Origin of the sequence: Butyricimonas paravirosa (genome assembly GCF_032878955.1) — a bacterium.
GTDB classification, from domain to species: domain Bacteria; phylum Bacteroidota; class Bacteroidia; order Bacteroidales; family Marinifilaceae; genus Butyricimonas; species Butyricimonas paravirosa.
In genome coordinates, this window is the sequence record NZ_CP043839.1 from 5,517,980 (window position 1) to 5,532,066 (window position 14,087).

Genomic DNA, 14,087 nt, shown 5'->3' on the forward strand with positions numbered 1-14,087 from the left:
ATGCGTATAACCATATGTGTCTTGAGATTTTGAAGGATCAAACTATTTGGTTTCTTTTTCTCTTTTATTTTGGTGACCGAAAAAGAAGTCAAACATATAAAAATAGGAGTATAATAAAATTGCATAATACTTATTGTAATTTATTTTTTATAGAGTTTAGATATGATGCGAATATTTGGTTGTTGAATTTTGAATTGAAAAATAGAGATAGAGGTTTCATTGATTGCTGAAGTATAAAAGTATATGAACCTTCTGATTCTTTTGAATTTATATTTAAATCTATTTCGGAAATATTTAAATAATTGAATTTGTTCGTGTCTATTTCTTGCCTAAATTTGTTGTAAGCTTTTATATCTAAAAATGATGTGATTATAAGAATATTATCTATTTGATTTTCATGGGTGAATTCTTTAAGTTGTTTCAATGTTGGCATAATACAACTTTCACAATAGGGAAAGGGAATTCTATATATGAGTAATGTTCCATATTTATCAATATAGCTACATAAAATTTTTGAAGTACTATCATTTGTGTTTAATTCGACATTTTCATATTTGTAAGTTTTATGGATAAAACCTTTGTAGTCATTAAAAAGAGTTTCGTATTTAATAATTAATTTTGTGGAAATGTTTTCACAATTCTTTTTTTGTTTATAATTGATAATTATAAAACTAACATTGCAAAATATTAGAATGATTAATAATATGTTTTTCATGTTTTAAATATCAAATTCGACTAAATATGCATATTCAGGATCGCTAGTATTAGGATATATCGAAAATAATTTTGTATTATCTTCATTGACAACTAAAGGAGTTATAAAAAATGGTATTTGCAGTACATTTTTTAGATTTCCTTCCCAGTCCATGATAAGAATTTGGCAAGGATGATCTTGGTTGTCATTAAGTTGTTCAATGGGCATATTGACTCTTAATAGATAACAATATTCTGGAGTTGCATACATATCTATTATATATATGGGATTGTCATATGATATTCCTGTATATTGCTTGGATTGGTATGGTTTTTTCAATTTTGAAAATTGAATGTTTTTTAATAACGTTCCATTTATGTCATATAATTGGATAAGATCAAGGAATCTATATCCAACATATAAGACTTTTTTTTGAGAATTTGCACAGGTTATGTTTTTATGAACTGCAAATTCGATTTCAGGATTTTTTAAATAAAGTCCTGTATTATAATTAACCCAATATATGGAATCTGTATCATAATTGTAAATGAAAAATATGCCATCATTTACTTCTATTGTATTACCAATAATAGTATTACTATCAATTTGGTTGAGATTTTCTGAGAAATATAACTTTGATGGAAGGTATCTCCCATTGATGAAATCATAAGCCGTGTTAACAAGTTGCCAATTCAAATATTTTTCATGTAATAAATTAAGATCATATATTTGAATAAGTGAATCTTCTTCGTGTAGTTTACAGTTTCTGTAAAAAAAAGGCATATTGAATTCGTTGAATAATCGGCCTTTTTCTCCATAACGGAAAATTTCTTGAAGAGAATCATTGAACATATAAATATAACGATCTTCAGGAGAACATTCTGCAATAAAAAATAAAACAGAATCACGATATACTCCATTTGAGAAACATTTTTCTTGTATTTGAATTTTTCTCGATGGTTGAATATTTTGTGTAATGTTTAATGGTGTGATTTTTTCTTCTTTACCACATGCCAATAGAAGAAATAAAAAAAATATATATATTGTTTTTTCCATATTTGTTATTTTAAAGGGAAGGATATGTTACTTATTAAATATGTAGGATTCATATTAATAATTCCATATCCTTCAAATAATGTTTAATTTATACGACAATCTCCATCGCCTGTTATTAATACTCGATGAGCTAGACAGTCACCACACCATACAACAGAATATACACCATGTATTCCATTATTTAAGCTTCCTGAGTTGCATTTAATGTAGGGTTTACCGCCTCCATCTTCCTCTTTATCAGCTAAACATTCAATTTGATTGAATGTAATATAACATTTTGATTTAATTGACGGAGATAATATGATTGTGTTTATACCTGCAATACAACCACATGTTAAAATTAGAAGTGCTTTTTTCATATGTTGTAATATTTAGATGATTTTACTACAATGTCCATCTCCATTAACAACAAGTCGATGCATTTTACAGTCTCCGCACCATCTCTTAGTAGGAAATGCTGTACTTAATGTTACTGTACCTGGGTTACATTGAACTTTTTCTGTTCCAGTTCCTGTACCTGGTTCGTCTATTTCTCCGCTTGCAAGTGCTTCTATATTGTCTAATGAAATTAGAGTAAACGAATTATTGGGGGTGATGTTCATTTGCATAACTAAGGCAATAGAGAATATGAAGCCAGTAATAATGATAAGTATTTTCTTCATAGCTGTTATTATTTTATAATTTTAAATTCCTTTCCGTCCTTTTTCAAGTATATATCCTTTCAACTAGAGAGATGACGTGTGTCTCAATTTTTTTTATCTTTACACTTTCTTCTTTTTTAGGAGATGAGGCGGTGTCGGGGGGCTTTCTTGCTAGGATTGTTCCGGCACTGCCATTTTACCCCCTTTTATTGTTTTAATAACGTTAGACTTCCTTATTCTGTCACGAAACCTTCTAGCTTCAGGTCGTGCAACTTGAGCGTGGTGTTACATAACACCTGTATTGTTTTCGTGAAACGTCCGAGCGAGTTGGGCTTGAACGTGACAATGATTTCCCTTGTTTGTCCGGGTAGGACGGGGCGTTTTTCCCATCGCGGGTTGGTACAGCCGCAGGTGGTAAGCACGTCTTTTATAAGAAGGGGATGCATTCCCGTGTTTTTCAACGTAAAGGTAGCCTGTGGTTGTTCATCGTAGCGGATTGTTTTCAGGTTGATGGAATCCCGCGGGATTTCGATGGTCGTAAGCGGGGCATTACTAAAGTTGTCGGGTTGGGTGGTGAACGCGAACCAAGTGGTGATGACACCCAAGGAGGCAATCATTAACGTGATGAATAATATGGAGTGATTCTTTTTCATGATTTTATACCTATATATTATAGCGAACCAGTTGAGCGTCGGGAGTTGTTCCGTAGAGCGCGTTTTCTTCCATGTCGTAAGAGATGAACGTTGCCATTTGGGGAAGAGTGCGGGTTTCCAGCAATGTTCCGTCCCAGTCGAAGACGAGTAGGGTTGAACAGTTTGCTATGTTTTGTTTTTCATCCTTGTATGTTTTCCCGGAATAAAGCACGAAGACCCGGTCGTCCGATACCGTGACATCCCGGAATCCGGTGATGTTATCGGAGTAGTACGCTACACGAACATCTCCCTTGTCACGAGCATCCACGTGTGGATAGTAATAACAATGGCGGCAAACAAGTGAAATTTTCTTCCCTTCGATCCGGCAAAAATCAATTTGTCCACTACGTATATCTGTACAGACAAACATCTGGTTGTCGGGGCGAAGGCTTAAAACAGTACTTGCCCAAAGAATGCTGGTCGAGTAAGGGGATAGATCGGGGTACCCCGGATGAACAGGGTAATCAATAAAATATTCTTCACTTTCGTCTTCTAAAGAATAATAGCGATAACGACCTTGCTCGTACAATCCGGTGGAAATGACAAAATTGTCACCTTGAACAGCCGAAAGGTGGATAGCCGTGTTGGCTAACGTTAGTGGAGGAGTCGTGGAACGACTTAAAGAGGATGGATTACAGCGATGTAATTTTCCTGTTTCAAAGTCAAAAGCCGAGATGTCACCATGACTGTTTATTGAAAGATTGTCTATCGAGTACGCTTCGTTTTGACCTTCTCCCATGGGTAGCCAAGGTTGTGTGGAGTGGGTTGAAAGGTTTACAAGATGAACGTTTGTAAGTTCGTAACGCTGTCCCACGGCAAGAATGTCCCCATGTTTTGAAATCCTAACGGGAGTGTTGATACCGTAATCAGAAAGGTTAACAACATAAGTAGAAGGAACATCATTTCCTCGTGTAAGAATATCTGGAGCAACAGAGATAGCGTTGTCACTCATTGTGCAAGATATAAATGAATAGAGATGAATTAAGATGAATAGGTATTTTTTCATAATAAACAGGATTAATTTTTTAAAGTCATGCCTCGATGAGTCGTATTTCCAATTCTACATCTACCTTCTTCGACTACACAATCTGGTGGAGTATCTGTGTTTTCTCCTTTCGTAAGGGCTTCAATATTATGTACTGTTAATTCATGATTTTCCATAGTTGTAGAGAAACTTGTGAATAGTACAAATAGTAATGTTCCGATGATTAATAATAAAATTCTTTTCATAATTGCTATTTAATTCAAAAATATATGTTATCATTGCACCAATATCGGTGTTGTTGTGTACAAAAATATGAAGAATGATTCACAAGTGAATAATTTAATTCTGATAGAATTATGAGAATTTTTAGTCATATAAAAGAAAATTGTCTAAAAGGATATGTTGTGATGTCGATTATGATGGTCATTCTCGTAATTATTTTGCAAATTACAATTCTTCAGACATTGTTTTCTAGAGAGAAATATATGATCCAGAAAGAATTGTACGAAACTACTTTATGGTGTATCGGTTATTGGAGTGGAAAAGAAGCGGATCGTCCGGATGGAATTGCGCGTAATTCCGGATATATTGGAAGAACTCGTGAGTTGTTTATAAATCTAGGAGATAAGAAGTATAAATTTAAGATTGATTCTTTAGAAAGTACTTTTGAAGTTGAAGCAATTGTTAGTTATGATTTGAATTTAAGAAATCCGTTGACATTAGCTATTTTGGATAGTTTGGTAAGACCTCGATTGAAAAATAGAACACAAAATATTCCCATCGTTTTTCGAAAGATTGATTCATTAGGAAACACTCGAGAGGTATATCCGAGGGGAAATATTACTTATATGGATATGGAAGAAGCTGGATATATACGTTTAGGATATATAAGTGGGGAGAGGGTTGGAGTACTTTTTAACTATTCGTGGAAGAATTTTTTACACCAGTTTTGGTGGGGAATCTTGGGTGTTATTGTGGTTGGGAGTATCATTGATGTGTCGATTATTATTTTTTTGATGCAGATTAGAAAGCACCGACGAATGAAGATGTTACAAGAAAGAGTGTTTCGCCAGCGACTACACGATTTAGGAAATCCTATTTCGGCTATTGAAGTTATATTACATAGTATACGTGAAGAAAATCCTGACGTGTTTAAGAAAGAAAATGAGAGGCGTTGGTTTGAAACCGGGGTGAACACGGCGGTTATGGTGAAACAGGAGATTGCAGAAACTTTGAACATGGCAGTCATGTTGTACACGAAACGAGTCGAGTGGGAGGAAATGAATTTACGGGAAGAATTGAATAAATTGGCTAGCGAGTTTAAGTTGGCTAATAGAGGTAAAAAAAAGGTGAATATAGATGTTAATGCTTTGCCCGGACAATTCAAACTGTCGAAGCAATTGGTTTATGCTATTCGTAATTTGGTCGATAATGCGGTGAAATATTCCGGAGATGTAGCCGAGGTGACGATTACTGTTTACCGGGAAAGGAAGTATTTGATAATTACCGTGGCAGATCAGGGAAAAGGAATAGCTGAAAAGGATTTACCTTATATTTTCGAGGAATATTGGCGGGTTGGTAAAGAAAAGAAAACAACCGGGTATGGTTTGGGACTGGCTTCCGTGAGGAAGATTGTACGGAGACACCGGGGGAAAGTGTTCGTGGAGAGTTCATTGGGACGTGGTACAAAATTTACTATTAAAATACATGACCATGGAAAGAAAGATAAAGCTTTTATATGCAGAGGATGAATTGACAATGCGTGAACTTTATACGCGGATTCTGTCGGGGAAAGGCTTTGACGTACATGCTGTTGAAGATGGGATGGAGGCTTGGGATTGTTATCAAAAAGAGAGATGGGATATTGTCTTGTTGGACATGGATATGCCGAAAATAGATGGTGCAGGGGTAATTAAGTTAATTCGTAACAGTGGGGGACGTGTACCTATCGTGATTCTTAGTGGGCTGAATCTGGATGATCTTTCCGTGCTGGATGAGGATGGAGGGGCAGATGACTTCGTAAGTAAAAATTGGTCATATCAAACTTTAGTAACCCGTTTGAATAAAAGGTTACGGGATACGTTGAGTCGTGTGGAGCGAGGTGAGCAACAGATTTTTAAATTGTCGGCTAAGACAACTTATGATAGGGTGACAAGAACTCTTATCGTGGATGGGAAAAAGCATCTTCTGAAACCCATGTGTGCGAAAGTGATGTGGATGTTGTGTACACGAAAAAATGAAAAGGTTTCCACTATTGAATTATGCGAAAGGTTATGGGGGTGTGAGAGTGCAGTAAAGAGAGATGAGCTCTCAACTTATATGTCCAAATTGCGGAAATTCTTAAAACCGGATGATTCGATTACGTTAAGTGGCGGATATGGAGGTTTTTATCAATTAATTACTCCGGAATAAATTTATATTTCGTACGTTAAAATGCAAAAGTCCAAGTCGATACCTACCGCGTATAGCGTGTTGGAATTGCAGTTACCCGCAATGCGCAGGATAGGCATACTCATGTTGATTTATTATTGCATTTTTTGGTCAGTCATAAGAAAAAATATTTTTGTACTGACAAAACAGTTGTAATATACGACTAAAATTTCAGAACAATCCTAAGGTACTATTATGATAGTAGATAGAAACGAATACGTAGAGCAATTACTCGCAAAGTGTTGGAACGGTAAGGTAAAGATTGTGACTGGTAAAGATGTTCCTGCTCTCAACTTGTTGACGGACGAGGGGGGCGAGGTAGATGTGTGTATAGGGAAAGTCGGAATTTAATAATATTCTAGAATTAAGATTTATCGTAAATAATCCAAGGAGAAAGAGTATTTTGTCGCAAAAAAAGATTATTTTTACGACAAAATATAATAAAATATTATATGCAATCAATTGATGATAAGATATATAATAAGATTAAAAAATGCGGAAGAGGTATGATATTTTCGTCCAACGACTTTACTAACTTTGGAGAACCTAAATCTGTTCTAAAGGCGTTAGAGAGAATGGCAAACTCAGGGGTAATTATACGTGTCACTCGTGGCATCTATTGTTATCCTAAAATTGACAAGGTTTTAGGAGTAGGTGTCATCTATCCTGCATTTGAGGAAATCGCCCAGTACATTGCTAAGCGTGATAAAGCGAGAATTGTGCCTACGGGCAGTTACGCTCTAAACGTACTTGGACTATCGACTCAGGTACCGGCAAATATTGTTTATCTTACTGATGGTTCCCCACGAAAGATTACCCTAAAATCGGGTAGAGGTATCAAGTTTATAAAAACTGCTCCGAAAAATCTTGCTTTCAAAAATAGGCTTGCTATGTTACTGACTTTTGCTTTAAAAGAGATAGGAGAGAATAACGTTACAGGGGAACAAAAACAGTATATTGCCAACCTCCTAAAGAATGAGGATAAATCCGTTATCGAGAAAGATTATTCCTTGATGCCCAATTGGATACAACTATTAATTTCGAAACTATATGAATAATTTTTATATATTACCAGAAACCTCTAAAAAAGTCGTAGTTGAACAAACTGCACTCGAACGGGGGCTATCAAAACAGATTATTGAAAAGGACTTATGGGTGAGTACATTGCTTGAAATTATTTTCTCACTACCGTTTGCCGATAAGCTGGTTTTCAAGGGGGGAACTTCATTGAGTAAGGTATGGGGAGTGATTGACCGATTCTCCGAAGATATAGATCTTGCAGTCGATCGTGGCCTGTTTGGTCTTGAAGGTGATTTAACTATTCGTCAACTAAAGGAGTTCCGCAAGGTATCATCGCTATTTGTTAGTAATGAGTTGTGTGAGGAGTTAAAGAATGCCGTCAAACAATACGGTTTGGATAGTTACCTCACCATTGAGGCGCAGCCAAATGGCGAAGGTGATAAGACTTATCCGGAACCTCAACAAATCTTTATCAAATACAAATCGTTGTTTGATACTGAATTATCATACGTTAAGCCGCAAATTATTCTTGAAATAGGTGCCCGCTCGTTGTTTGAACCCACGCAAAAGGTATCTATCAACAGCATGGTAACAACAGCGTTCCCGACAGTACATACCTCGGTTGTGAAAACAGAGATTACAACGGCTGTAGCGGCCAAAACATTTTTAGAGAAAGCATTCTTGTTACATGAGTTGTTTACTACTAATGCTTGCTATAAGGCTGAGCGCAAAAGTCGTCACCTTTATGACCTTGAAAGAATGATGGATAAAGAGTTTGCAATAAATGCAACGAAGGACAATGATCTCTGGAATACTATCCATCATCACAGGGATGTGTTTACCCACATACACGATGTGGACTATACTCCAGATATTCGAGATCGTATTGTGCTCACTCCGCCGACAGTGTATTATCAAACATGGCTTAATGACTACACCAACATGCAAGTGAGCATGATTTACGGGGACTCAATCTCGTTTGATAAGCTCATAGGGCGGATGAAAGAATTGGAACAGCGATTTAGAATGAGAATAAGATTTTAAGGTCTGTATCAACATATTCCAATCATGACAAGGGCTTATATTTCGTACGTGAAGATGCAAAAGTCCAAGTCGATACCTATTGCGTATAGCGTGTTGGAATTGCAGTTGCCCGCAATGCGCAGGATAGACATACTCATGTTGATGATCTTTTGCAGGTTGAACTCGTAATCGTACACGAGAATCGTGTTGGGGACTTTTGAAAAATCACGGATTCCGTTGGTGTGTTCCGGTCGGGGTAGTTCCGTGTCCTCGTCTTGTTGCAGGGCAATGATGTAGTCCTTGGTTAGCACGATTGGCTTTCATGGCTTTTATTTGATGATTAAGACAAAACTCAAGGAATATATTTCAATCGTATTTGAAATAATTGCTATATTTGTACTATATTTCAATTGTATTTTTATCTTCGACATTATCACATTCTATCTTGAAATAGTTTGTCAAGTGAAGTGTATCTCTAATTAGTTTTTGCATATCCCGTTTCATCTCCTCGGTGGCGGAAGAGGGGACTTTGGGGGCTTTTTCGAGTAGCAGGCGGGCGGTGGCGATGGCCTTGTCGGTTTGGCCGCTTTCGTGGTACATCTTGGCGAGTAGGTAGAGCGGGTAGAGGCGGTTGGGGACCATGTGGGAGGCTTTCAAGAAAGCAGATTCAGCTTGAGGATATTGTTTCATGGTTTGGTAGTTTTTGCCCATGATGTTACGGATCATGGGATCGGCAGACAGGCGGGCAGCCTCTTTAAGGATGAGGTTACTGGCTTCGGGTTGTCCCGTGCGGGAGAGGCATTGCCCGTATTCAAAGAGAAAGGCGGGTTGATCCTTCAGAAGAGGGTAGAGTTTCTTGTAATTATCTACGGTGCGTTCGAATATCTGCATGTTAAAATAGATTTGTTCGGATTTCCAGCATTTGTAGGCTTGTTCCCGTTCCTGTTGCCCGGTGGCGAGGAAATAGACCGGGAGAAGCAGGAACAGGTAGAAGATGCCGGAGAGCCAACGGGAACCCCGTTGTATCGAGGTACATTGTGCCAAGAGTAGCGTGAAGAGGACGAGAAGGGGCAACACGCTGAACGGGTAGGAGAAGCAGGCAAAAACGAGGAACGCGGCTAACGAACCGGTCACGCCTGCCGTGACTTTATTGTCAGGATGCCGGGCGGTTTTGAAGGCCCAAAAAATGATTGTCAGGAAAAGTAATAAACCGATGATTCCGGTTTCCGTCGCGGTTTGCACGAATTCGTTGAAGGCTGTCTCGGGGGCATCGGCCACGAGTTCTTCTCCCGCAGAGCGCTCCGTGGCAGAGAAATAGGCGGCTTGGGCTTCCCCGTAGGCCCCGGCAAAATGCCCGAACCCGACGCCTGTTGCCGGATGGGAGGCTACGAGGGTGGACGAGACTTTCCAGATGAGTCGGCGTCCATCGGCAGATTCTTTTTTTAACTGGTATATCCCGATGAGAGTCCCGGTGACTAGGAGGAATATACAGATCGTTGCGATGAAGGAGGCGAGCCGATGTTTTTGAAATAAAAACTTCAACCGGTTATAGAGATGAAAGTAGTTACCTAGTACAATTCCGCATCCCGCGATGGCGGCTAACCAAGCCCCACGGCTTAACGTGGCGGGCAGGACGAGCAGGAGAAGTACGAGAATCACTCCCGACAGGATGCGGGCTATCCGGCAGGCAGTAAGCGTGTAGTATAAAGCTAACGGTAGTATGGCAACTAGAAATCCGGAATAGGGGCCGGGGTTGAAGAATGATCCGGTCAGTTCGAAACGGCTGTGTTGGGAGGGGGTAAAACCGTATAGTTGGGCGAGTCCCCAGATGGCTTCTATTGCCCCGGTGAGCAGGAGTGCCGCGTGCGTGAAACCGAGCGGGACGAATGTTGTCAGCCGTCGGAATATGAAATACGTGACGATGATCAAGATGAAGAGGCTCGTTCGGGTGGGGGCGATTGTCCCTGCGAAATAGTCGTTACAGAGAGTATAGCCCGCATAAAGGAGAACCAGCAGGTCTGTTATCGAAAAACGGAAAGGACGCATCCATGCGAGCGGTATGCAGGCAATTCCTGCCACGATAATAACTTTGTAGAACCAGAAGATTTTGGCTATCCGATTCCCTAAACTCTCGTCGAGGGCAAAGGCTGTGGACAACAAGAGTATGGTCAGCATGAAGACCACGATGCCCGATAAGTAGAGGTTAAGGTTTTTCCGGAGCTGCATATCGTTTTATTTTTCACAAATGTAAAAAAATATACTATGAACAGCGGTAGGGAATTCTGATAAGATTATGAGAATTTTAAATGCTTTAAATAATCTTCAAAGTTATCACATTTGATCGTGTTACCTTCTTTTGCATCAATCATTGCTTGCTGGGTATAAAGATTGATGCTCTTCTTGTGCTTTGTGTTGATAGATTGAAGGTGCTTATGCTGTGATGATTGTTTCTTGGCTTTGGAATTATATGATCTTGATTTGTTTGTCATCATAATGCATCCTTTGTTTGATTTGATTACATTATTCTTTTTCTTCCTCTTCTTTCTCGACAGGGTCGGGTTCTTTGGTTTCTTTGAAGATGTCGAATTTATTCAATGGTTGCATGTATTTCAACCAGCGGAAGTCTTTCAGACGGGCTTCTTCGGGATCGGCCAGGAACAAGGGATTGAGTTCTCCGTCGGGCTTGTTGATGAAGACGATGTCCGTGACTTTCCGTTTGTCGATCATGATACGGATGTTGGAGCTATTGGCGGTGTTAACACCAATGATGTTTCCTTTATCATCGGGGAAGTAGATGGTTTCCCCGTTACCGTTCACGTACACCATGTAGAGTTCGTTATCTCGGAAATAACCGGTCATATTTCGCCCTTTGATCTGGTCGTACATTTCGGTTTCCTCCCTTCGAGAGACCATGAAGGCCTTAGTATTCAGATAAAATTCCTTAATCGTTCCGTTTCCCGTGAGCAAGGAAATCTTTTCGGCGGTCATTTGGTTGCCACTGGCCCATGCCACAGGCTCATTGTAGAGTGTGATGGTGGAGTCGACAGAAAGGTAGACCATCGAATCACACAATCCTTGCAAGTCCTGACTAAAGAACTTGACTTTATAGTAAGCCCGTAAAATCTGGTTCTTGGCAGAGTCCTGATCCATGAACAGGGTATCCCCATGTACGAAAAGAGAATCTTGCTTTCCGACCATGATTAACAGGGCACTGTCGGTGACGAATGCCTTGTTTTGTTCCCGGTCCATTTGCGCGTATTCACCTTTCACAATCACGTTGTTCACGGTGTCCACAAGCGTGACGTTCCAGTAGAGATAAGCCATCCCGGTTATACTGTCGATGACCATGGTATCGGCCACCCCCTCGTAACTCTGGTGCGTGACCCGGTTGTTCTTGTACAGTTCTGCGTGTCCCAAGTTGGAGTCATACCATCCATCCTCGGAGTAGAGGGTGTTATTTTCGTCTCCTTTCCCGTATATGTTCGTGGGGCCCAGAATGGAAACCAGCTTGGTGTCCGTGTTATATTTCAAGGTGTCCGAGAAGATCAGGTATTCGGGAGAATTCACTTTCACGCTGTCTTTGAAGAGGGCTATCTTCGTTTGGGTAAAATAGTTTCCTTTTTTACTATCCAACGTGTTCTGGCTATCTTTCAGTTGTCCCCAGTTGAAGTAATACCCGATGTCAAATAGTCCGTCATAATCCAGAAAATCGGTGGTCAGGATCATCTGGGGATCTTCCAGCGTGACGTTCCGGCGGACTTGAATCAGTTTTTTGTTGGCATCATAGTACATGTAGTCACCGGACATTCGGATGCTATCGTTTTTGATCACCCGCACGTGGCCGAATGCTTCAAGATAGTTGGAGTCCGGTAGTTCATACTGGTAGAGACTATCGCACCACATGAGCGTGTTTTCATGCGTCATGTGTACGTTCCCGATAAACCTAGACGGTTTGCCCAGCGTTCCCACTAGTAAACTATCGGCATTAACGATCTTGACTTTAGCTTTTTTATTTCCCTGTGCAACTGTATGCAAGGGGAATAGTCCCCATACAATACATAATATCCCAACCCATAAACCTGCTCTCATCGCGGAAAAATCATCAATCTTTAATTGTAAATCTTAGCTTGTCAATTACTTAAACCATCCGTCATAATGGAATTTGGAGTTCTTGTAATCTTCGTCGATATGGATATAGGTGTTTGCTTGTTTTTCCTTGATCCATTTATCAAGTACTTCCTGTTGTTTCTTGCTTTTCAACCCGTTTTCAAAACTGATCCAGTCATCGTCTAGGTTAGCCGTGTGGGAAGGATAGTAAGCCTTGATTTTGATCACCTTGTATTCCTCGCCTGTACGTGTCTGATCCAAGAAAGGAGAGGAAATTTCACCCACTTTCAGTTTGTTTACCTGACGGGCCATTTCTCCTTCGATGGTTTCTCTGGGGAGTTTGGAATCAGCGTCTTCCTCGTTGAAAATCAATCCGCCGTTGTTTCTGGTCTTTTTGTCCATGGAGAAATAAGCCGCGGCTTCTTCAAACGTGGCTTTCCCGTCGTGGATGTAAGTCAACACGGTGTCCAAATGCTGGATTGCTTCTTGCCGTTCTTCATCGGAAATCCGGGGACGGAGCAGGATGTGGCGCACGTTTACTTTGTCTCCTTGGCGGTCGATGTATTGAAGAATATGGAAACCGAATTCTGTTTCCACGATTTTAGATACCCTGCCGGGTTTCAAGCTGAAGGCAGCTTCGGCAAATGCCGGGGCCAGCGCGCTCTTGGTTTGGTAACCTAATTCACCACCTTTAGCGGCAGATCCGGGGTCTTCCGAGTACAATACAGCTAACGTGTTGAACGTTTGTTTGCCGGCAAGAATCTCTTCACGGAAATCTCTCAACCGGTTACGGATACGTTCCTTCTCGGTATCGCTGATTCTCGGTTTGATAACGATCTGTTGAATCTCGTATTTATCGGGTACTTCCGGAAGACTGTCCTTGTTGAATTTCCGGTAGAAATACCTGACTTCCGAGGGGGTTACCCGAACGTTTCCGACGATTTTGGATTGCATATGTTGCGTGATCATTTGTTCGCGGAGCGGGTTACGCATTTCGTTCTTGATGTCCTCGTATGATTTTCCGAAGTAGGTTTCCAGACGTTCCCGGGAACCGATGTGTTGCACGTATTGCTCCAATTGTGAATTCAACGCGTTTTCCACTTCCGTGTCGGTTACCTCGATACTATCTATCTTAGCTTGAGCCACTAACAGTTTCTGGACCAATAAATTTTCTAATATTCTGGTACGAGAGTCGGCGGAAGAATTTACTAATCCTTGGGATTGTTCATGTAAAAATTGGTTCTCAATATCCGATTTCAACACGATTTCTTCACCCACGACAGCGATAATCTTGTCGATCACGTTTTTTTGTGCCGAGGCGTAACTAGCTAAAAATAACAGTACAAGCAGTGATAAATATCTCATAATTTATGAATAAGGTTATACTCAATAAAAACGCTCTAAACTAATACTTTTTCTTCAAATCCGCGAATAATCCG

General features: G+C 39.9%; 16 protein-coding genes. 5 read left to right on the forward strand and 11 right to left on the reverse strand.

Annotation, left to right across the window (positions count from 1 at the left end):
* Positions 1–130: 130 nt before the first annotated feature.
* From F1644_RS22230 to F1644_RS22260, 7 genes are all read right to left on the reverse strand, one after another.
* Positions 131–715: a hypothetical protein gene (locus F1644_RS22230; RefSeq protein WP_118302647.1), complete on the reverse strand. Its 585-nt coding sequence runs from the start codon at positions 713–715 to the stop codon at positions 131–133.
* A gap of 3 nt (positions 716–718) precedes the next feature.
* Positions 719–1,750 carry a hypothetical protein gene (locus tag F1644_RS22235; protein ID WP_118302645.1) on the reverse strand — a complete coding sequence of 344 codons (1,032 nt, stop codon included), beginning with the start codon at positions 1,748–1,750 and terminating at the stop codon, positions 719–721.
* Positions 1,751–1,833: 83 nt separating this feature from the next.
* Positions 1,834–2,109: a hypothetical protein gene (locus tag F1644_RS22240; RefSeq protein ID WP_147344444.1), complete on the reverse strand. Its 276-nt coding sequence runs from the start codon at positions 2,107–2,109 to the stop codon at positions 1,834–1,836.
* A gap of 12 nt (positions 2,110–2,121) precedes the next feature.
* Entirely contained in the window at positions 2,122–2,412 is a 291-nt protein-coding gene (locus tag F1644_RS22245) for a hypothetical protein (protein WP_118302643.1), read from the reverse strand.
* 212 nt (positions 2,413–2,624) lie between these two features.
* Positions 2,625–3,044, reverse strand: coding sequence for a DUF1573 domain-containing protein (locus tag F1644_RS22250; RefSeq protein WP_118302641.1), 420 nt, complete (start codon positions 3,042–3,044; stop codon positions 2,625–2,627).
* 10 nt (positions 3,045–3,054) lie between these two features.
* The gene (locus F1644_RS22255) at positions 3,055–4,035 is read right to left on the reverse strand and encodes a BF3164 family lipoprotein (RefSeq protein ID WP_158571821.1); all 981 of its coding nucleotides are present in this window, start codon (positions 4,033–4,035) and stop codon (positions 3,055–3,057) included.
* 65 nt (positions 4,036–4,100) lie between these two features.
* The gene (locus tag F1644_RS22260) at positions 4,101–4,313 is read right to left on the reverse strand and encodes a hypothetical protein (RefSeq protein ID WP_147344445.1); all 213 of its coding nucleotides are present in this window, start codon (positions 4,311–4,313) and stop codon (positions 4,101–4,103) included.
* A 111-nt stretch (positions 4,314–4,424) separates the two neighbouring features.
* Between F1644_RS22260 and F1644_RS22265 the strand changes: the two genes are divergently transcribed.
* The 5 genes from F1644_RS22265 to F1644_RS22285 all read left to right on the forward strand — a co-directional run bounded on the left by F1644_RS22265 (position 4,425) and on the right by F1644_RS22285 (position 8,562).
* Positions 4,425–5,819, forward strand: a complete 1,395-nt coding sequence (locus F1644_RS22265) for a sensor histidine kinase (RefSeq protein WP_118302637.1) — start codon at positions 4,425–4,427, stop codon at positions 5,817–5,819.
* Positions 5,782–6,480, forward strand: a complete 699-nt coding sequence (locus F1644_RS22270; RefSeq protein WP_158571822.1) for a response regulator transcription factor — start codon at positions 5,782–5,784, stop codon at positions 6,478–6,480. Before F1644_RS22265 ends, F1644_RS22270 begins: the two co-directional genes overlap by 38 nt.
* 213 nt (positions 6,481–6,693) lie before the next feature.
* Positions 6,694–6,849 carry a hypothetical protein gene (locus F1644_RS22275; protein ID WP_158571823.1) on the forward strand — a complete coding sequence of 52 codons (156 nt, stop codon included), beginning with the start codon at positions 6,694–6,696 and terminating at the stop codon, positions 6,847–6,849.
* Between the two features lie 101 nt (positions 6,850–6,950).
* Positions 6,951–7,556: a DUF6088 family protein gene (locus F1644_RS22280; RefSeq protein ID WP_118302633.1), complete on the forward strand. Its 606-nt coding sequence runs from the start codon at positions 6,951–6,953 to the stop codon at positions 7,554–7,556.
* The gene (locus F1644_RS22285; RefSeq protein ID WP_118302631.1) at positions 7,549–8,562 is read left to right on the forward strand and encodes a nucleotidyl transferase AbiEii/AbiGii toxin family protein; all 1,014 of its coding nucleotides are present in this window, start codon (positions 7,549–7,551) and stop codon (positions 8,560–8,562) included. Before F1644_RS22280 ends, F1644_RS22285 begins: the two co-directional genes overlap by 8 nt.
* Positions 8,563–8,597: 35 nt before the next feature.
* On the opposite strand, the gene F1644_RS22290 is transcribed toward F1644_RS22285, so the two are convergent.
* From F1644_RS22290 to F1644_RS22305, 4 genes are all read right to left on the reverse strand, one after another.
* On the reverse strand, positions 8,598–8,852 hold the full coding sequence (locus F1644_RS22290) for a hypothetical protein (RefSeq protein WP_118302629.1): 255 nt from the start codon (positions 8,850–8,852) through the stop codon (positions 8,598–8,600).
* Between the two features lie 88 nt (positions 8,853–8,940).
* Positions 8,941–10,767: an O-antigen ligase family protein gene (locus F1644_RS22295; RefSeq protein WP_118302627.1), complete on the reverse strand. Its 1,827-nt coding sequence runs from the start codon at positions 10,765–10,767 to the stop codon at positions 8,941–8,943.
* Positions 10,768–11,061: 294 nt separating this feature from the next.
* Entirely contained in the window at positions 11,062–12,630 is a 1,569-nt protein-coding gene (locus tag F1644_RS22300) for an OstA-like protein (protein ID WP_118302622.1), read from the reverse strand.
* Between the two features lie 45 nt (positions 12,631–12,675).
* A complete protein-coding gene (locus F1644_RS22305) occupies positions 12,676–14,013 on the reverse strand; it encodes a peptidylprolyl isomerase (protein ID WP_118302620.1) in 1,338 nt (445 codons plus the stop codon).
* Between the last annotated feature and the right edge of the window lie 74 nt (positions 14,014–14,087).

Coding starts and splice junctions, on each gene's coding strand:
- F1644_RS22230 (WP_118302647.1), bottom strand. CDS start 715: ATGAAAAACATATTATTAATCATTCTAATATTTTGCAATGTTAGTTTT.
- F1644_RS22235 (WP_118302645.1), bottom strand. CDS start 1,750: ATGGAAAAAACAATATATATATTTTTTTTATTTCTTCTATTGGCATGT.
- F1644_RS22240 (WP_147344444.1), bottom strand. CDS start 2,109: ATGAAAAAAGCACTTCTAATTTTAACATGTGGTTGTATTGCAGGTATA.
- F1644_RS22245 (WP_118302643.1), bottom strand. CDS start 2,412: ATGAAGAAAATACTTATCATTATTACTGGCTTCATATTCTCTATTGCC.
- F1644_RS22250 (WP_118302641.1), bottom strand. CDS start 3,044: ATGAAAAAGAATCACTCCATATTATTCATCACGTTAATGATTGCCTCC.
- F1644_RS22255 (WP_158571821.1), bottom strand. CDS start 4,035: ATGAGTGACAACGCTATCTCTGTTGCTCCAGATATTCTTACACGAGGA.
- F1644_RS22260 (WP_147344445.1), bottom strand. CDS start 4,313: ATGAAAAGAATTTTATTATTAATCATCGGAACATTACTATTTGTACTA.
- F1644_RS22265 (WP_118302637.1), top strand. CDS start 4,425: ATGAGAATTTTTAGTCATATAAAAGAAAATTGTCTAAAAGGATATGTT.
- F1644_RS22270 (WP_158571822.1), top strand. CDS start 5,782: ATGGAAAGAAAGATAAAGCTTTTATATGCAGAGGATGAATTGACAATG.
- F1644_RS22275 (WP_158571823.1), top strand. CDS start 6,694: ATGATAGTAGATAGAAACGAATACGTAGAGCAATTACTCGCAAAGTGT.
- F1644_RS22280 (WP_118302633.1), top strand. CDS start 6,951: ATGCAATCAATTGATGATAAGATATATAATAAGATTAAAAAATGCGGA.
- F1644_RS22285 (WP_118302631.1), top strand. CDS start 7,549: ATGAATAATTTTTATATATTACCAGAAACCTCTAAAAAAGTCGTAGTT.
- F1644_RS22295 (WP_118302627.1), bottom strand. CDS start 10,767: ATGCAGCTCCGGAAAAACCTTAACCTCTACTTATCGGGCATCGTGGTC.
- F1644_RS22300 (WP_118302622.1), bottom strand. CDS start 12,630: ATGAGAGCAGGTTTATGGGTTGGGATATTATGTATTGTATGGGGACTA.
- F1644_RS22305 (WP_118302620.1), bottom strand. CDS start 14,013: ATGAGATATTTATCACTGCTTGTACTGTTATTTTTAGCTAGTTACGCC.